Genomic DNA, 18116 nt, shown 5'->3' with positions numbered 1-18116 from the left:
GGGACAGGGTAAAGCACTTACCCAAGTAACTTGCTGAAATGATTGAAAATGTGGAGCGGTAGTTCAGTTGGTTAGAATACCGGCCTGTCACGCCGGGGGTCGCGGGTTCGAGTCCCGTCCGCTCCGCCACTTTTCAGTTGTGACTAAAGGCTTTATGGAGCGGTAGTTCAGTTGGTTAGAATACCGGCCTGTCACGCCGGGGGTCGCGGGTTCGAGTCCCGTCCGCTCCGCCATTAGCCTTATTCAAATGCGTAAACCACACGCAGATATGCCGTTGGAGCGGTAGTTCAGTTGGTTAGAATACCGGCCTGTCACGCCGGGGGTCGCGGGTTCGAGTCCCGTCCGCTCCGCCATTTCTTTTTCTGACACTCAGAAACTTAATCCACCACTAACAGCTATTTTCATGCTAAAACGCTGGTCGGATACATTTTCCCTAATTCTTTTCTTGCGGTAATTTTACAGCGTTGTGCTTTGACTGGTTCTATACCTTGTAAGTGCTATCGAGTACACTTGCATTCAAACGATAATAGTCATTATCGATTCAATCAGTTAAGAGGACAGCATGGCAGAAAATGCGGTATTGGTTTGCCGGGACGTCAGCAAAACCTATCACGACGGTAACGACAAAGTATCGGTGCTGAGTGAGGTGTCGTTTTCCCTGGCACGGGGTGAGAAAGTCGCAATATTAGGCAGCTCCGGCTCTGGTAAAAGTACCTTGCTGCATATTCTTGGCGGTCTCGACCTGCCCAGCACCGGTGATGTGACGATAAATGGTCGTTCACTGGCCGGCCTTAACCCCAATCAACTGGCTGCACTGCGTAATAACGAACTGGGCTTTATTTATCAGTTTCACCATTTGCTGGCAGAATTTTCGGCACTGGAAAATGTCGCCATGCCTTTACTCATTGCCGGTACGGCCAAGGCCGAAGCAGAAAAACAGGCGGCGGCACTACTGGAAAAAGTCGGCCTGAGTCACCGTTTAACCCATCAGCCCGCAGCATTGTCTGGTGGTGAGCGTCAGCGGGTAGCGATTGCCCGAGCCCTGGTGAATAACCCGTCTATCGTACTGGCTGACGAACCCACCGGTAACCTCGATAAGAAAACCGGCGATCAGATTTATCAGTTATTGTGCGAACTCAGTGAGCAAATGGGCACCAGTTTTATTGTGGTGACTCATGATATTGCTCTGGCCAATGCTATGGATCGAGTGCTGCAGTTAACCGATGGCTCACTGGTACAACGGAGCGAGTCGTGAACCTCAGTTGGCAACTGGCACGGCGTTTTCGGCGCGGGAAAAGCAGCAACCGCTATATCTCTTTTGTGTCGTTATCATCGACGCTGGGAATTGGCCTGGGGTGTTTTGTACTGATTATTCTGCTGAGCGTGATGAATGGCTTTGAACGGGAATTGCGCGAGCGTTTGCTGGCGATTATTCCCCATGCCGAACTCTTCTCAATTAATCAGCAGGGAATTGTGGACTGGCGCGCATACCAACAGGTGCTGGGCGAAGATCCTCGTATCAAGGAAGTAGAGCCTTACACCAAAATTACCGGCATGATTCAACAGGGCAGTGCACTGAAAGCGGTTGAATTAACCGGCATGCAGATAAACGCTAATATCCCGGCCCGCTGGCAAAATGAAATTAGTCAGGATGACTGGCGACAACTGCGACAGGGGCCTAATCAGGTATTACTGGGCCAGGGAATTTTAAACAAATTAGCACTGAAGCCCGGCGATAAACTCAGTGTGGTGATCCCGGCCGTTACCGAAGATTTAACCTTTGCTGCGCCGAAAAATCTATATCTCACTGTGGCTGGTAGTATTCATGTGGGGGGCGAACTCGATAATCTGATTGGCATTATGCACCTTGCCACTGCATCTGAGCAGGCAGGCATAAAGTCGGGCGCTCAGGGGCTTCGTTTTCAGTTTTACGATCCGTTTGCCGCCTATTCAATTATTCGCGAGGTAGGTTATGGGTTTCCCCAGGCGGTGTATATGTCTGACTGGACCCGCACCCAGGGTCATCTCTATGATGATATCCGTCTGGTCAGGGTGGTAGTGTATATAGCCTTATCGCTGGTAATAGCGGTGGCTTGTTTCAACATTGTGTCATCGCTGGTGATGGCGGTAAAAGAAAAACAGGCCTCAATTGCCATATTAAAAACCATGGGCGCTACCGATAATCAAATCAGGAACACTTTTGTTTACCAGGGCCTGTTGAATGGCTTAATTGGTGTATTCTGGGGCACATTACTGGCTGTGATCACGGCACCGAATTTGTCGCTGATTGTGGGTAAGCTGGAAGACCTGCTGGGCGTAAAAGTGCTGTCGGGCGATATTTATTTTATCGACTTTTTACCCTCACAATTGCAACTCAACGATGTACTCCTAACTGTACTGGTAGCCATTGTTCTCTCGGTACTGGCCACGCTTTACCCGGCACAAAAGGCCGCTGCAATTCAGCCTGCCCGGGCACTGCATTGATCGCTTCTGAATCACTTTGTGGTTTGGCTTGCTAAGTCAGTTTGTTTAGACGTGCCGGGAAATCGTCAGAGTATTTTTTTGGAGTAAGACTGTTAAGGAGATCCCGGATAACGCCGTTGGCGTTTCCGGGACAAAGAAAGTGCTTAGGCGAATTAAAGGGAGTAAGACTTTTAAGGGGATCCCGGACAACGCCGTTGGCGTTTCCGGGACAAAGAAAGTGCTTAGGCGAATTAAAGGGAGTAAGACTTTTAAGGAGATCCCGGACAACGCCGTTGGCGTTTCCGGGACAAAGAAAGTGCTTAGGCACTTTCTTTGTTCTTATCAAAGTGTTCGAAGTCTACGTCTTCCTGTTGTTGACCGGCGTCCGGGTCGTTAAATACGGCCTCATCCAGTTCGCCTTCAGATTTGGCGATAATAGTGGCCACGGTGCAGTCACCGGTGATATTGACTGCGGTACGGGTCATATCCAGTAAGCGGTCTACACCGATAATCAGAGCAATCCCTTCAACCGGCAGATTAACCTGCTGCAACACCATGGCGAGCATGATTAGTCCCACGCCGGGCACACCGGCGGTACCTACTGAAGCTAAAGTGGCGGTTAACACAACCATCACGTAATCGCCCAAAGATAAATCCACACCGTAGACCTGGGCGATAAAAACCGTGGCAACCCCTTGCATAATCGCCGTGCCATCCATATTGATAGTCGCGCCAAGTGGCAGGGTAAAAGACGAAACTGACTTACCAATGCCCAGCTTATTGCGGGCGGTTTCCATAGTTACCGGGAGCGTGGCGCTACTGCTTGAGGTACTGAAGGCAAATAACGCCGCATCACGCATTTTTCGCAACAGAATGAGCGGGCTCATGCCGCTGAATACTTTTAACAGAACCGGGTAGGTCACCAGCGCATGGATAACCAGTACCGCCAGCACCAGGAAGAAATACCACAGCAAGCCGCCAATGGTCTCCAGGCCTATGGTGGCAAACAGTTTGGCCATCAGCACAAACACACCGTAAGGGGCCAGGTTCATAATGATGGTCACCAGGCGCATGATTACGGTATTAACGTCTTCAAAGAACGCTGCCAGACGTTTACCAGCGTCACCGGTCATTGCCATGGCAATGCCAAGCAACACGGCAAAGACTATGATTTGCAACATGTTACCTTCGGCCATCGAATTAATTGGATTAGACGGGAACATATCCACGATCACCTGCGACAGGGAAGGCGCTTCTTTTGCTACATAAGTCGTTTCGCTTTGCAGGTTCAGCCCTTCGCCGGGTGATACCAACAGGCCGCCCATAATCGCCAGTGTGACCGCGATAGCCGTGGTCAGAATGTACAGACCAATGGATTTTGCGCCAAGCCGACCCAGTTTAGAGGGCTCTGATAACGTGCTGGTACCACAGATTAATGAAACAAAAACCAACGGCACAACCAGCATTTTCAGGCTCGATATAAATATTTGTCCGAGCGTTGAAAATATACCTTCGACCAGAATGCTATACGTGGAAACTTCCACCGAGAATATCGAAAACCGCAAATCTCCGCTATCATCAAAGAGAAATTGAAGCAGTGCGCCGATAATGATTCCGGCGATCATGCCGATAAAGATTCGTGCAGTTAAACTGTACTTGTGTGAAGACTGAGACATGTAAATTCCCTGAAATGTTATTTTATTTATAGTTCTTAGTTAGTGTGCCAGATTCATAGCAGTTTTAAATACTTAAAATGACCCAATAACGGTAAAGAGGTCCGGGAAGACGATGAAAATGCAATCTCTACGCTTAATAGCCGCCACATGGGCACTATTATTACTAGTTGCCTGCGGAGGCGGTGGTTCTGTCTCCAGAGAAGAAAACACCGGGGGCACTACGCCCGATCCCACGTCTTCAGTGAGTCTAGCACTAACCGACAGTGACGGTAATACCAGTACGTCACTGACCGGTGAATCGCCACTCACCCTGTCGGCAACAGTGACCGACAGCAGTGGCAGCCCGGTTGCCAATACCGTGGTGACATTCAGCTTTACGGTTGCCAGCCTGGCGCGTTTTTCGAACGATACAGGTACGGCTCTGACCAACGCTGAGGGGGTGGCCACTATTACTCTTATCGTTGGGGACCTGTCAGGCTCCGGTGCCGTTGAAGCGGCGCTGGAAAGTGGCGAGACCGCCAGCATCGGCTTTAGCTCCAGTGGTACTACCGCGAATGTGGAAACGCCTGAGTCGCTCGAACTGTTTGCCAGTCAGTCTCAGTTGTCTTCCAGTGGCTCTGATGAAGTCGAAGTCTGGGCGGTGGTGAAAAATGCACAAAATATTCTGCTCGACGGTGTCAACGTGACATTCGCAGCCGACAGCAATGCAGCTATTGCTGAAACCCAGCCGGTAACTGATGAAAATGGCACGGCAATTGTGCTGCTTCGGACTGGCGGCGACAAAGAAAACCGCACAATAAACGTTACCGCGACGGTAAGTGGCGAACAAACGCTCACAGAAACGCTGACGATTAACGTTGTGGGCACTGAAATTGAAATTAACGGCACCACCTCGGCCATTATCGGTGACAGCGTGAACCTGACCGTTAGTTTGCAAGACTCCGATAATGTGGGCATTGCCAGTGAAACACTGACGTTACGGGTGGAAGATGAATCAGGTACTGATGTAACGGCGAGCACGCTGGATAACGCTGCGCCTCAAACCAGTGCTGAAGGCCGCGCGACAGTGGCCTTCACTGCACCCGCCGCAGGCACCTTTACAGTATTTGCTGATGCGCTGAACACGCAAAGTACCTTCGCCATTGAAGTACAGCAGGATGAATTTGTGTTTGTGGATCCGCCTGATGTGAATAATGTTGACCAGGATATCCCGCTGAATACCGATTATAACCTGCAGGTTAGCTGGTTACGTGACGCGGCACCGTTTGCCGGCGGTTCAATCAGCTTCGCTATCTCGCGTGGTACTGTGGTAAGCGCAGATGCGGTAACCGATGGCAGCGGCATTGCAGATCTTACGGTAAGTTCAGGTAATGCCGGACTGGCAACTATCTCGGCAACCGGGACTGACGGTGCCGGTGTAGAGGTTTCTACCCAAATTGAGATTGCCTTTATCGCCACCGATGCAGACACCATCATTGTGGATGCCACGCCAGACTCGATTGGCCCTGACGGTCAAACCAGTACCATTTCTGCTGTGGTGCTGGATGCCGACGGTAACCGGGTGCGTAACAAGCTGGTTAACTTTGAAGTCAATGATGTGTCTAACGGTAACCTGACCGACGCTCAGAGCCGCACAGACCGCCGTGGTATTGCCACCACCGTTTATGAGTCTAACGCAGTCAGTACCTATCAAAGTGTTGAAGTGCGTGCCTACGTAAACGATGAGCCAGCGGTTGAGGATTCTACTTTACTGACAGTGGGTGACCGTCCTTTTGATATCTCTTTAGGTACTGGTAATCTGATTGAAGCACCGCAGCAGTCTTCTTACCGCAAAGAGTTCTCCGTGTTTGTGACCGATGCCGATGCTAATCCGGTGACCGGTGCGGCCCTGACATTTAGTGCTACACCTGTTGCCGAAACCAGCAATGATGCAGCCTATGCCAAAGGTTACTGGCTTTGGGATGAAGATGATTCTATCTATTACTCAGTGACTACCGCTGTCTGTGCTAATGAAGATTTGAACGGCAATGGTCGACTGGACGTGGGTGAAGATTTTAATGGTGACGGACAGTTAACGCCGGGTAATGTAGGCGCTATTGATGCGGATGCCAACACCGATGAAAACGGTCAGGCACTGATTAACCTTAACTATCCGAAACAGTACGGTGCCTGGGTTCAACTTACTATAAGTGCCCGCGGTGAGTCATCAGGCACGGAATCAGTGGATAAAATGAATTACTGGTTAAGTGTGTCAACTGCAGATCGCACCACTCAGGGGGCGCCACCGCCTTCCAGCCCGTGGGGTACCAGCGCCAGTTGTGCTGATACGCAGTAATTAGCGGCAAACAGTAACGAAAACGCCGGCAAGATGCCGGCGTTTTTTTTATCGTACTGAACAATTAGCCTTGCTGAAACGGATACACCGAACCCAGCTTTAAGATTTGCGTCAGTTCATCCAGAGCGGTGCGTGATTCAACCAACAGTTGTGGGTCGCACAAATCCTGCTCGGTTAACTGGTCGCGGTAATGTTTATCTACCCAGCCGTTGAGTCGTGAAAACAGCGCATTGTTCATCAGAGTGTTGGGATTAACTGCGCCAAGTTCGGCATCGGTAAGTGCTACGCGTAAGCGCAGACAAGCGGGACCACCGCCATTACGCATACTCTGTTTCACGTCGAAATAGTTTACGCTTTTAATGGGCGTGTCGCGGGTCACCAGTTCAGCCAGGTAGTTAGCAACAACCGGATTTTCTTCACACTCAGATGGCGCAATAATTGTCATATTGCCGTCAGGCAGGGTGAGTAACTGGGTGTTAAAAAGATACGTTTTAATGGCGTCATTCAGGCCCACTTCATCGCTTTTTACTTCGATAAAATGAAGTGGTTTGTCACCGAATTTAGCCCGGATTTCAGCCACGGCGGACTCACTGTTATGAAACGCAAGCTCATGATAGAAAAGTACATTCTGGTTACCAACGGCAATTACATCGTTGTGAAAAACCCCCTGGTCAATCACGTCCGGGTTTTGTTGGATGTACACCACGCTTTCGTCGCTAAGACCGTGCAAGCGCGCAACCGCCTGACAAGCCTCGAAAGTTTGTCGGGCAGGGTAACGAGTGGGTTGTGGTAAATCATGGCGAAACGCATGACGACCGTATACAAATACCTCAACGCCGGCGTGACCGTAGGCACTGCACAGACGGGTATGATTAGCCGCGCCTTCATCACCAAAATGATCGTTATCGGGCAGGTGGCCATGGTGGGCAAAATATTTACTGTTGGCAAAGGTAGCCTTCAGAATATTGCCGGTCACCTGAGGTTCCAGCGAACGGTGAAATTTGTTGGTCAGGTTAGCCGGAGTAAAGTGCACGCGACCATCAGCCGTGTCGGCACTGGGGGATACGGTGGCGGCGTTGGCTGTCCACATACTGGACGCTGAGCAACACGCCAGAAATACTTCTCGGGCCTGGGCTGCTGCCTGTTCCAGCACCTTAGCATCGCTGCCTGCGAAGCCGAGGCGACGCAGGGTTGCCAGATCAGGGCGTTCCTGGGGAGCCAGTACTCCCTGCACCATGCCCATGTCGGCCAGCGCTTTCATTTTCTGCAGGCCCTGTTTGGCGGCTTCTTTAGGGTTGCTGATAGCATTCGCATTGGAGAAAGAGGCGACATTGCCAAAAGACAATCCGGCATAGTTATGGGTCGGGCCAACCAGCCCGTCAAAATTCGCTTCACAATATTGCATGACAACCTGCCTTAAATTTGAGTCATTCGGTAAACATATTGTCGAGCAAAAGGGCAGAATAACCGGACAGCGCCTATGATTACGCTATATATAAGTACAACTTTTTTTTATTTAAGTGTTGTAATTTCTGCCGTTATTTGCGACAACCCGGCGCATTATACGTGTTTTAACTACGCTGCCAATCAGGGTGGTTAAAAAATGCGCTATTTTGGGTGGGTGAAAAATAAACTTTGCGAATAAGTATGAAGAAGAACTTGTTTTCCATTCACTTTGTAGATATATGTTAAAAAAAGAAGCGCCAGACTATGTGAGTGTAATTGCCTTATTTTCTTCCTGGTTTGCTATCGAAAATTTAATTTATTCAAAGGTTTAATTCTTATTTATGACAAAATCACTAGTCATAGTCGAGTCACCGGCCAAAGCCAAAACAATAAATAAATATCTTGGCAAAAATTTTATTGTTAAATCTTCCGTGGGCCACGTACGCGACCTGCCAACCAAGGCGCTTGGTAAGGTGGAGCCGAAAAAACCGGCCAAAGAACTGAAAACGTTATCGGATGAAGCGAAGGCTAAATACCTGCGTGAGTACGAATATAAAAAGCTGGTTGACCGCATGGGGGTAGACCCTCAACACGACTGGAAAGCCCACTATCAGGTGCTGGAAGGCAAAGAGAAAGTGGTTAATGAGCTTAAAAAACTGGCCAAAGACGCCGACACCATTTATCTCGCAACGGATTTGGACCGCGAAGGGGAAGCGATTGCCTGGCATTTGCAGGAAATTCTTGGCCAGAAGGGCAAAACTTACCAGCGGGTAGTGTTTAACGAGATCACGAAAAACGCCATTAAGGAAGCCTTTGAGCATCCCGGTGATGTGAATCAGGACCGGGTGGAAGCCCAACAGGCCCGTCGTTTTCTCGACCGGGTAGTGGGGTTCATGGTATCGCCGCTGCTTTGGAAAAAGATTGCCCGTGGTTTGTCTGCCGGTCGGGTACAGTCGGTGGCGGTGCGTCTGGTGGTCGAACGGGAACGTGAAATCAAAGCCTTTGTGCCCGAAGAATTCTGGGATGTGCATGCTGACCTGACGACTGGGGCCAGTGATGCTCTGCGGATGCAGGTGGTGAAGGAAAGCGATAAACCCTTCAAGCCGGTGAACAAAGCACAAACCGATGCTGCACTGGCCGTACTGAAGCCTGCTGACTATGAAGTGGTGAGCCGCGAGTCGAAGCCGACCCAGAGTCGTCCTTCTGCGCCTTTCATCACCTCAACCTTGCAACAGGCCGCCAGTACCCGTCTGGGATTTGGGGTGAAGAAAACCATGATGATGGCCCAGCGCTTGTATGAAGCCGGTCACATTACCTATATGCGTACCGACTCGACCAATCTCAGCCAGGAGGCTCTGGAGGCTTGTCGTGGATACATTGGCGATAACTTTGGTGGCAAGTATTTACCGGAGTCACCTATTCGTTACGGCAGTAAGGAAGGCGCGCAAGAAGCTCACGAAGCCATCAGGCCGTCAAACGTAACAACCCTTGCTGCGACACTAAAAGACATGGAACGTGACGCACAGCGTCTCTACGAGCTTATTTGGCGCCAATTTGTAGCCTGTCAGATGACAGCTGCGAAATATGATGCCACTACGGTGAAAGTCAAAGCCGGTGATTTTGAGCTGGTTGCCAAGGGCCGGGTACTGAAATTTGATGGTTGGACTAAAGTGCAGCCGCAGAAAAGTAAAAAGGGTGAAGAGGATAAGTTGCTGCCAGATGTGAATCCGGGCGACAAACTCAATCTTAAGCAACTCGATCCGAAACAGCATTTCACCAAGCCAGTGGCCCGTTTTAACGAAGCCTCGCTGGTAAAAGAACTGGAAAAGCGTGGCATCGGCCGGCCTTCTACCTACGCCAGCATTATCTCCACGATTCAGGACCGCGGTTATGTGCGGCTGGAGAACAAGCGTTTCTATGCAGAAAAAATGGGTGAGATAGTCACCGATCGCCTGATGGAAAATTTTGACGGCCTGATGAGCTATGACTTCACCGCCAATATGGAACAGCGCCTCGATGAAATAGCTGAAGGCCATGATAACTGGAAAGCGGTGCTCGATAAGTTCTACAGCGATTTTTACAGCAAGTTACTGCTGGCCGAGCAGGAAGCTGAACAAGGCGGAATGCGGCCTAATCAGGCAGTACCGGTAGAAATTAACTGTGATAAGTGCGGTCGTCATATGAACGTGCGTACAGCCAGTACCGGGGTATTTTTAGGCTGTACAGGCTACAACCTGCCGCCTAAAGAGCGTTGTACCAACACCATGAACCTCACGCCTGGTGAAGAAGTGGTGCAGGTTGACAACGATGACGAGCAGGAGACCGAGGATTTACGCGCCAAACGCCGTTGCCCGGAATGTGGTACGGCCATGGACAGCTACCTGGTTGATGAAACACGCAAGCTACATGTGTGCGGTAACTCACCTGCTTGTCCGGGCACTTACGTGGAAGCGGGAACCTTCAAAATTAAAGGTTATGACGGGCCACTGATAGAGTGCGATAAGTGTGGCAGCGACATGGAGCTTAAAAACGGTCGGTTTGGAAAATACTTCGACTGTACTAACAGCGAATGCAAAAACACCCGTAAGCTACTGCGGAACGGCGAGGCAGCGCCACCTAAAGAAGATCCGGTGGATTTACCTGAATTACCCTGTGAGAAAAGTGATGCCCACTTTATGCTCAGGGACGGGGCTTCCGGCATTTTCCTGGCAGCGCACAATTTCCCTAAATCACGGGAAACACGTGCGCCCAAGGTTGAGGAACTGGCCCGCTTCAGGGATCGTATATCGCCTAAGTTTTACTATCTGGCTGATGCGCCAAAAACCGATCCGGACGGTAACCCGGCTATTGTGCGCTTCAGTCGTAAGACTAAGCAACAATATGTCATGACCGAAGATGCTAAAGGCAAGGCCACTGGCTGGTCTGCGTGGTATCAGGACGGAAAATGGCAAGCCAAAGACACTAAGAAGAAGTAAGCGAACAGATTATGGCATCGTTACAGGATCAGTTGCTCAAAGCCGGTTTGGCCGATAAATCGAAAGCCAAACAGGCAAGAGCCGATAAACGTAAAAAACAAAAGCTCAAAAATAAAGGCACCGCCGTTGAGCAGGACGAAAATAAACTGGCAGCACAACAGGCCGCCGAAGCGAAAAAGCAACGCGATCTGGAGCTTAATCAGCAACGCCAGGCGGAACTTGAGAAAAAAGCCGTAGTTGCGCAAATTCGCCAGTTAATTACCGTTAACCAGCAGCCGAAAGGCAAGGGTGACACAGTACTTAACTTTACCGACGAAAATGTGGTTAAACGCATGTACGTAAGTGATGCGGTGCATAAACTGGTGGTTGATGCCCGTCTGGCGGTGGTAAAACTGGATGAGGACTATTTGCTTATTCCAACGCCTGTTGCGGATAAAATCGCCGAACGTGACGCAAAGATGGTGATATACCGCGCCGATCTGCGAGAAGAGAACAAAGAAAAATCCGCCGAAGATGACTGGTATGCTGAGTATGAAATACCGGATGATTTAACCTGGTAATGCCGATGGATGAAATTAACAAGCCCGCCTGAACAGGCGGGCTTTTTTACAGCCTCAGATTACTGCAGTGAGTTGCCTACACCGATGAGTATGGTCGACATCACCAGTAGCGATATGCCTGCCAGCAGCAACAATCTGCTCTTGCGGTTGGCTCCTTTCCATTCGAGCAATGCCAGCCCCCACAGCGTTGAGAAAATAATGATACTGGCCATATGAATGGTCCAGCTCGAAAATTCATAGTCGCCCATGTGGCTTTCGCCCATGGTATAAAAGAAAAACTGAAAGTACCAAAATGATCCACCCAGCGCAGCTAACAGGTAATTTTTTATCATTCTGTCTGAGCCGAGGCGTTGCGATTGATTGTGTGTATAGCCACTAAATTCGGCTGCTGAGCGATTCTTATGGATAAGCCAGGCGCACCACAGGGCATTGGTGGTTAACCCGCCAGCCAATACCACACACAGTACTGGCAGACCCTGCCACAAATGGTCGGTACCAGCGGCCAGGGTGAGTTCCCGAATGGGTTTGCCGGCGGCAATACCAAAAGCAAAGCAGGAAGACATCACGCCTGAAAAAAGCGCAATTAACAGGCCTTTTTTCATATTAATCGCGCCTTCGGACTGAGCGCCGGTACTGCGGTTCTTTTCTGCGGTGGCTCTGGCCACCAGAATCACGCCCAGTAAGGTTAGAAAAGTCCCCAGAATGGCAAACTGTCCACTTGGCGTTGCCAGTACTTTACCAATAGTACCGTCGAATACCGGTGGACCGAGAGTGCCTAATACGGTGGTCAGGCCCAGTACAATCGCCATGCCTGAGGAAATGCCCATATACCGAACAGCCAAACCAAAAGTCAGACCACCGAACCCCCAGCCCAGGCCCCATAGAAAACACTGCTGTAATACACTGAATGAGGTGGTACTTAATACATCAAACAATTGTTGGGTTTGGATCCAGGCAAATAACCACGGACAAATAAGCCAACTGAATACCCCACCGGTTAGCCAGAATATTTCCCACGACCAGCCTTTTATTTGTTTATAGGGTACATAAAAGCTGGCAGAGAATAACCCGCCCAACCAATGAAAAAACACCCCAAGCAATGGATTCTGCATTATTCTTTACTCCTGCTGTAAACCTGTTTTTGTAATTTTTAGGTGAACAATTTACAAAAAATACACATGCAGGGAGAGAATACACAATTAATAAACATATATATACAAAAATAATCACAAATAATCATTTTTGTGGTTGTGTATGATTGAAAGTGATTGGTATTGCCGGGGAGAAGGGGGGAGCTGGTGAGTTCAGCCAGCTCCGGTGTGGGGCAAATAAAGGTCGATTAAGGGGCTATCTTGTGGGCGGCCAGCTGCTCGTAAAAAGGCAGGGCCTGATTGAGCACACCGAGGAGCGCGTCGGGCAGCTCTGGCACTGGGGGTTCAGCCGGGGCGAAGCCGGTACTTTTCCAAACTTCCGGATACCAGTGCTCTGCCCAGGCGCCGTCGTTGGGATGGCCGCCTTCAGACCAACTCAGCATGGCAGGGTCCCAGGGGATACCAATAGCGTTGCAGAGCTTTTCCAGCATGGCCGGTGGATTCTGACGAATATCAGAAGAGTCGACGACGATGGGATGTTGTCCTGACTCGTTAACGATCCGGTCAAACAACTGACACTGGGCACGAATGCCAATATCTTCCAGGCAGGGTTCACCATTTTTTTTATGGTAGCTGGCAATCACCCGTGCCGGGTGACGGATCAAAAACACATTACATACGTCTCCAAGCCAGTCCAGGGGAAAACCCTCGAGCATGTGATGAGGCATGTGTTTTTGATAAAAAACCGGTTTATTCTGTGGTGTAGGGCCAATACAGCGTTTGGCTACCGCCACCGGATCGGTCTCTTCGCGGGCAAATATTTCATCCTGCATTGGGTGCACACGGTCGCTGTGCTTTAAAAACGGCGCATAAAATGGCTCGTCCCATACCGTACAATCGGCGCGAGCGCCAAATGCATACATCATGGCGGTAGAGAGATTGCGCGGGCCTGACCACATGGCTATTCGCATGGGTGACTTCCTTATTATCGTGTTACCTGACACTGAGTAAGCTGACCGGTAGTGAATGCTCATTAATGGCAAGCATAATCGGCCTGGTGGTGTTATTTCAAGTCTATTGTTAATATTTTATACTATATAATATTTTGTTTTGCGAGTAGGAAAATGCTAGGGTAACGCCGTGATTTATTTACTTTTAATAATTAGTGTTGGCGCGGATATTTTTAAACACCTGGACTCTAGGTTAAAACACACGGGCTGAAGTATACTTTTATAGTGACCTATAAAAGCCAGTAACAACGTAATGAGGAAGCCATGCAGGAACATAAAGCGGGCGGCGCACATGCGTCCATCGATGACGAACGTAATCAGGATATTTTAATTTATATTAATGGCGATCTGGTGCCCCGGGCAGAAGCGAAGGTGTCTGTTTATGACAGCGGTTTTATGCTCGGTGACGGCGTGTGGGAAGGCTTGCGGTTGCATAAAGGCCGATTTTCTTTTATCGACGACCATCTCGACCGGTTATTTGCCGGCGCGAAAGCACTGGACATGGATATCGGTAAAACCCGTGATGAGTTAAAAGCCGCTTTACAGGAAACAGTCGATGCGAATGGCATGACCGATGGAGTGCATGCCAGACTGATGGTAACCAGAGGCCCGAAGAAAACCCCTTATCAGGATCCCAGACTGAGTCTGTGGGGCCCGACTATTGTGATCATTGCTGAATATAAGTCCCAGGATTTGGTGCCGGTAGAACGCGGAATTAATCTGTTTACCGTGCATGTGCGACGTGGCCATCCTGATGTTCAGGATCCGCGCTTGAATTCTCACAGCAAAATTAACTGCATCACGGCGATGATTCAGTCTTATAAGGCCGGGGCCGATGAGGCACTGATGCTAGATCCCCATGGTTTTGTCAGCACCTGTAACTCAACCAACTTCTTTATTGTGCGTAAGGGTGAGGTGTGGACGTCTACCGGTGACTATGCCATGAAAGGCATTACACGCCAGAAAACCATTGATGTCTGTAAAGCCCATGGTATTGCGGTAATGGAAAAGAATTTTTCACTGGTGGATGTTTACAGTGCGGATGAGGCCTTTGTTACCGGTACCTTCGGTGCCCAAACGCCGGTCGTTGATGTCGACGGCAGATCCATCGGTGAAGGCAAACCTGGTCCCATGGTGAAGAAAATTCGTGAGTTGTACCATGCCATGGCAGAAGCTCAGTAACACGGTTTTGCACCTAATGCTGGGATAAACAGTTATCCCAGTAAGGCTTGTCACCGTAAAAATCGGCAGCGAAATTGATAAAGGCTCTGACCTTACTTGCCAATAGCTGCCGGTGGGCGTAAACCGCGTATAAATGCAGTGGCTCGGGCTCGTTATCCCGCATAATGAGCCGGAGCCGGCCTGCATTGACCTCATCGAAACAAATAAAGGTGGGTTGCAAAACAATCCCCTGGCCGAGCACCGCCGACTGGCACAGGAACTCACCGTGATTACAACTGACGGTGCCAATAATGTGATGATGGCGCTGGTTCAGATACTGATGGGCAGCCGGGCTGTTGTCATTATCCAGTAAGCTGTAGCGCAGATAGTTGTGATTGATTAAGTCTTCCATAGTGTGCGGTTCGCCGTATTTGCTAAGATAGTCTGGCGCTGCACACATAACGAGATTGATGGCGGTCAGGCGCTTGGCTATCATCGACGAGCTTTTCAGATGGCCAATCCGTAATGCCACATCAAAGCCTTCCTCAACAATATCCACTTTACGATCATTGAGATGTAAATCCACGTCAATGTCGGGGTAGAGCTGTTGGAATTCGTTAATGAGAGGTGCCAGATGACGGGTGGAAAATGCTACCGGTGCACTGATCCGCAATAAGCCATGGGCTTTATGCTGCAAATCACCTAACTGATTTTCCATGGCATCAATCTCATCGAGAACCTGACTGGCGCGAGGCAGATACTGTTGCCCGGCCTCGGTCAAATGCACCTTGCGCGTTGTGCGGTTAAGCAGGCGCGTAGCCAGATGGGCCTCAAGCTGAGAGACATACTTACTAATTAACTGCGGGGATTTATCGAGCTTATCCGCCGCGGCACTAAATGAACCGCTTCGCGCAACAATCACAAATGCCCGCATTGCCTCTATTCTGTCCATGCGAATTCCATTATCAACAAAATGTTGATAGTTACTCTATTTTAACCCTCTTAATAAATCAATATGTGGATAGTAAAGTATCACCATCGATTCGAAACAGCGCAGAGCTGTTTCTCTATTCACCCATTAAGACGAGAGAGATTTAGTATGAAAGCATTAGTAGCAAAGTTAATCAGTTCAAATGCAGGTGTGGCCGCGCTGATATTAAGAGTGCCCATTGGTCTTACGCTGGCGGCGCATGGCGCACAAAAGTTATTTGCCTGGTTTGGCGGCTACGGCCTCGAAGGTACCGGCCAGTACATGGCTAGTATAGGTCTTGAGCCGGGTTATCTGATGGCACTGCTGGCCGGAAGTGCGGAATTTTTTGGTGGACTGGCCCTGGTTCTCGGTTTATTGACCCGTCCGGCCGCCGCAGTGACTGCATTTACTATGCTGATTGCTATTTTCACTGCGCATATCCAAAACGGTTTGTTTCTGTCTAACGGCGGTTATGAGTATGCACTGGCACTTTTCGCGGTAACGGTCTCATTGGCCATCACTGGTGCCGGCCGCCTTGCATTAGACAACATTATTGCCCGGTCTTTGGCCGCAGAATAACCCATTAATCACCAATGGTGCCTGCCAGGTTGGTCCTGGCCGGCAGCCCGGGAGGAAACACAATGTTAGTCAATGGAAAATGGGATGCCGACTGGCAGCCCGTGCAGAAAAAAGATAAAGAGGGTCGGTTTATTCGTCAGGTATCGTCCTTTCGTCATTGGATCACGCCCGATGGTTCTGCCGGCCCCACCGGCGCTGCGGGCTTTAAAGCCGAAGCGGGCCGCTATCATTTATATGTGGCGTATATTTGTCCGTGGGCATCCCGGGCGCTTGCAGTACGCGCACTGAAAGGCTTAACTGATATTATTTCGGTCAGTGTGGTTAACCCACGGTTAAGCGAGCAGGGCTGGCAGTTTGGTGGTTACCCTGGCAGCACTGCAGATGAATTGAATCAGGCCACATACCTGCACGAGCTCTATACGCAGGTGGATCCGGATTACACTGGCCGGGCAACAGTGCCGGTGTTGTGGGATAAAAAGCAGCAAACCATTGTGAACAATGAGTCGGCTGATATTTTACGAATGTTGAATACGGCATTTTGTGAGTTGGTCAATACCGGCCCGGATCTTTATCCCTCAGCCCTGGCTGAGCAAATAGACGAGCTTAATGAAGCCATTTACAGCACCCTCAATAATGGTGTCTACCAGGCTGGTTTTGCCTCGAGTCAGACTGCCTATGATGAGGCTTACAGCCATGTTTTTACAACATTGGATCGATTGGAAGCCAGACTGGCAGACGGTGGGCCTTATTTATTGGGAGATAATCTGACCGAAACCGACATTCGATTGTTTGTCACCCTGATCAGATTTGATGCAGCTTATTACGGATTATTTAAATGTAATCGTCAGTTAATTCGTGAGTTTACCCATCTTAATGCCTATATGCATCGGATATGGGCCCTTGACGGTATAGCTGAAACGGTCAACATTGACCATATTAAAGCGGGGTATTATTCCATTAAGTCGTTGAATCCGGGCGGCATCGTGCCCCGTGGACCACAATTTTAGGAGGTTTTATGCAAGCGTCACAACAAGCATTGTTTATCTCCCATGGCGGCGGGCCTATGCCGTTACTGGGAGACCCAGGTCACCGTGCTTTAACCGAGCACCTTGCGCAGCTGGCTGCCACCATTCGCCGGCCGAAAGCTATCTTGATCATCAGTGCACACTGGGAAGAGTCGGTCGCTACAGTAACCTCCAACCCAACCCCTGAGTTGATTTACGATTACTATGGCTTTCCAGCAGAAAGTTACGCAATTAAATACCCTTGTGCCGGGGAGCCTGAGCTCGCACGCCGGGTCACTCAGGCCATCCGGGCAAATGGCATTGAGGTGGCTGAAGACGCTAAGCGTGGCCTCGACCACGGTGTGTTTGTGCCGCTGAAGATTATGTATCCGGACGCCGATATTCCATGTGTACAGCTATCACTGGTTAATACGCTGGATGCCGCAGCGCATATACGCATCGGTCAGGCTCTGGCAGATTTAGATTATGATGACCTGCTTATCCTTGGCTCAGGGTTTTCTTTTCACAATATGCGATCATTCTTTGCCCCTGATACTGCGCAGAGTCAGGCTATGAACCAGGGCTTTGAAGACTGGTTGAAAAACGTATTATCTAATCCGTCGATGACCGAAGCGGAGCGTCAGAAGCAACTCATCGGCTGGGAACAGGCGCCGGGAGCGCGTTATTGTCATCCCCGCGAAGAACATCTGGTGCCGCTTCATGTGTGTTACGGGGTAGCGGGCCGCGCTGCTGACGTAGCCGACTCGGTAGTCGTACTTAATAAACAGGCCGGGACGTTTGGCTGGTTTAGCCAAAACGCCTGATAAACGGTTTAGCCGGGCGACT

Annotated in this window: 14 protein-coding genes and 3 tRNA genes; 12 read left to right on the top strand and 5 right to left on the bottom strand. The window is 49.9% G+C overall.

What is annotated here, in order from left to right:
• Positions 1-52 precede the first annotated feature (52 nt).
• The 5 genes from AC27IB_RS04350 (at position 53) to AC27IB_RS04330 (ending at position 2484) form a co-directional block, all read left to right on the top strand.
• Positions 53-129 (top strand) — tRNA-Asp (locus AC27IB_RS04350).
• Positions 130-156: 27 nt separating this feature from the next.
• Positions 157-233: transfer RNA gene (locus tag AC27IB_RS04345), tRNA-Asp, on the top strand.
• Positions 234-276: 43 nt separating this feature from the next.
• Positions 277-353: transfer RNA gene (locus AC27IB_RS04340), tRNA-Asp, on the top strand.
• A gap of 209 nt (positions 354-562) precedes the next feature.
• Positions 563-1255 carry a lipoprotein-releasing ABC transporter ATP-binding protein LolD gene (lolD, locus tag AC27IB_RS04335; RefSeq protein WP_487119168.1) on the top strand — a complete coding sequence of 231 codons (693 nt, stop codon included), beginning with the start codon at positions 563-565 and terminating at the stop codon, positions 1253-1255.
• The gene (locus tag AC27IB_RS04330; protein ID WP_296043730.1) at positions 1252-2484 is read left to right on the top strand and encodes a lipoprotein-releasing ABC transporter permease subunit; all 1233 of its coding nucleotides are present in this window, start codon (positions 1252-1254) and stop codon (positions 2482-2484) included. The genes lolD and AC27IB_RS04330 overlap by 4 nt, the downstream gene beginning before the upstream one ends.
• A gap of 299 nt (positions 2485-2783) precedes the next feature.
• Here the strand turns inward: AC27IB_RS04330 and AC27IB_RS04325 are convergent, their stop codons facing one another.
• Complete coding sequence (locus AC27IB_RS04325) at positions 2784-4139, bottom strand: dicarboxylate/amino acid:cation symporter (RefSeq protein ID WP_296043732.1); 1356 nt, start codon at positions 4137-4139, stop codon at positions 2784-2786.
• Positions 4140-4251: 112 nt separating this feature from the next.
• Here AC27IB_RS04325 and AC27IB_RS04320 point away from each other — a divergent pair, with 112 nt between their 5' ends.
• Positions 4252-6474, top strand: coding sequence for an Ig-like domain-containing protein (locus tag AC27IB_RS04320; RefSeq protein ID WP_296043734.1), 2223 nt, complete (start codon positions 4252-4254; stop codon positions 6472-6474).
• Between the two features lie 64 nt (positions 6475-6538).
• Here AC27IB_RS04320 and astB read toward each other — a convergent pair whose 3' ends face one another.
• Complete coding sequence (gene astB / locus AC27IB_RS04315; protein WP_487119165.1) at positions 6539-7879, bottom strand: N-succinylarginine dihydrolase; 1341 nt, start codon at positions 7877-7879, stop codon at positions 6539-6541.
• Between the two features lie 382 nt (positions 7880-8261).
• Here astB and topA point away from each other — a divergent pair, with 382 nt between their 5' ends.
• Positions 8262-10895, top strand: coding sequence for a type I DNA topoisomerase (gene topA / locus AC27IB_RS04310; protein ID WP_296043738.1), 2634 nt, complete (start codon positions 8262-8264; stop codon positions 10893-10895).
• Positions 10896-10906: 11 nt separating this feature from the next.
• Positions 10907-11455 carry a DUF2058 domain-containing protein gene (locus AC27IB_RS04305; RefSeq protein WP_296043740.1) on the top strand — a complete coding sequence of 183 codons (549 nt, stop codon included), beginning with the start codon at positions 10907-10909 and terminating at the stop codon, positions 11453-11455.
• Positions 11456-11514: 59 nt separating this feature from the next.
• Here the strand turns inward: AC27IB_RS04305 and AC27IB_RS04300 are convergent, their stop codons facing one another.
• Positions 11515-12567 (bottom strand): L-rhamnose/proton symporter RhaT, encoded by a 1053-nt coding sequence (locus AC27IB_RS04300; RefSeq protein ID WP_487119163.1) that lies wholly within the window; start codon positions 12565-12567, stop codon positions 11515-11517.
• A 227-nt stretch (positions 12568-12794) separates the two neighbouring features.
• Positions 12795-13517, bottom strand: a complete 723-nt coding sequence (locus AC27IB_RS04295) for a sulfotransferase-like domain-containing protein (RefSeq protein WP_487119161.1) — start codon at positions 13515-13517, stop codon at positions 12795-12797.
• Between the two features lie 303 nt (positions 13518-13820).
• On the opposite strand from AC27IB_RS04295, the gene AC27IB_RS04290 reads away from it, so the two are divergent.
• Entirely contained in the window at positions 13821-14738 is a 918-nt protein-coding gene (locus AC27IB_RS04290) for an aminotransferase class IV (protein WP_296043746.1), read from the top strand.
• Between the two features lie 13 nt (positions 14739-14751).
• Here AC27IB_RS04290 and AC27IB_RS04285 read toward each other — a convergent pair whose 3' ends face one another.
• Positions 14752-15669, bottom strand: coding sequence for a LysR family transcriptional regulator (locus AC27IB_RS04285; protein WP_296043747.1), 918 nt, complete (start codon positions 15667-15669; stop codon positions 14752-14754).
• 147 nt (positions 15670-15816) lie between these two features.
• On the opposite strand from AC27IB_RS04285, the gene AC27IB_RS04280 reads away from it, so the two are divergent.
• From AC27IB_RS04280 to AC27IB_RS04270, 3 genes are all read left to right on the top strand, one after another.
• Positions 15817-16266, top strand: a complete 450-nt coding sequence (locus AC27IB_RS04280) for a DoxX family protein (protein WP_487119158.1) — start codon at positions 15817-15819, stop codon at positions 16264-16266.
• 62 nt (positions 16267-16328) lie between these two features.
• Positions 16329-17273 (top strand): glutathione S-transferase family protein, encoded by a 945-nt coding sequence (locus AC27IB_RS04275; RefSeq protein ID WP_487119156.1) that lies wholly within the window; start codon positions 16329-16331, stop codon positions 17271-17273.
• A gap of 8 nt (positions 17274-17281) precedes the next feature.
• Complete coding sequence (locus AC27IB_RS04270; RefSeq protein WP_487119154.1) at positions 17282-18094, top strand: DODA-type extradiol aromatic ring-opening family dioxygenase; 813 nt, start codon at positions 17282-17284, stop codon at positions 18092-18094.
• Positions 18095-18116 lie beyond the last annotated feature (22 nt).

The organism is Alteromonas sp. 4NH20-0104, assembly GCF_057547795.1.
The sequence above is the reverse complement of the archived record's forward strand: the minus strand, read 5'-3'. Positions and strand labels throughout refer to the sequence as shown.

Bases quoted from the DNA above. Each gene is read 5' to 3' on its own strand.
- AC27IB_RS04275 (WP_487119156.1), top strand. From the start codon at position 16,329: ATGTTAGTCAATGGAAAATGGGATGCCGACTGGCAGCCCGTGCAGAAA.
- AC27IB_RS04305 (WP_296043740.1), top strand. From the start codon at position 10,907: ATGGCATCGTTACAGGATCAGTTGCTCAAAGCCGGTTTGGCCGATAAA.
- AC27IB_RS04285 (WP_296043747.1), bottom strand. From the start codon at position 15,669: ATGGACAGAATAGAGGCAATGCGGGCATTTGTGATTGTTGCGCGAAGC.
- AC27IB_RS04270 (WP_487119154.1), top strand. From the start codon at position 17,282: ATGCAAGCGTCACAACAAGCATTGTTTATCTCCCATGGCGGCGGGCCT.
- topA (WP_296043738.1), top strand. From the start codon at position 8,262: ATGACAAAATCACTAGTCATAGTCGAGTCACCGGCCAAAGCCAAAACA.
- AC27IB_RS04280 (WP_487119158.1), top strand. From the start codon at position 15,817: ATGAAAGCATTAGTAGCAAAGTTAATCAGTTCAAATGCAGGTGTGGCC.
- AC27IB_RS04320 (WP_296043734.1), top strand. From the start codon at position 4,252: ATGAAAATGCAATCTCTACGCTTAATAGCCGCCACATGGGCACTATTA.
- AC27IB_RS04325 (WP_296043732.1), bottom strand. From the start codon at position 4,139: ATGTCTCAGTCTTCACACAAGTACAGTTTAACTGCACGAATCTTTATC.
- AC27IB_RS04295 (WP_487119161.1), bottom strand. From the start codon at position 13,517: ATGCGAATAGCCATGTGGTCAGGCCCGCGCAATCTCTCTACCGCCATG.
- lolD (WP_487119168.1), top strand. From the start codon at position 563: ATGGCAGAAAATGCGGTATTGGTTTGCCGGGACGTCAGCAAAACCTAT.
- AC27IB_RS04300 (WP_487119163.1), bottom strand. From the start codon at position 12,567: ATGCAGAATCCATTGCTTGGGGTGTTTTTTCATTGGTTGGGCGGGTTA.
- AC27IB_RS04290 (WP_296043746.1), top strand. From the start codon at position 13,821: ATGCAGGAACATAAAGCGGGCGGCGCACATGCGTCCATCGATGACGAA.
- astB (WP_487119165.1), bottom strand. From the start codon at position 7,879: ATGCAATATTGTGAAGCGAATTTTGACGGGCTGGTTGGCCCGACCCAT.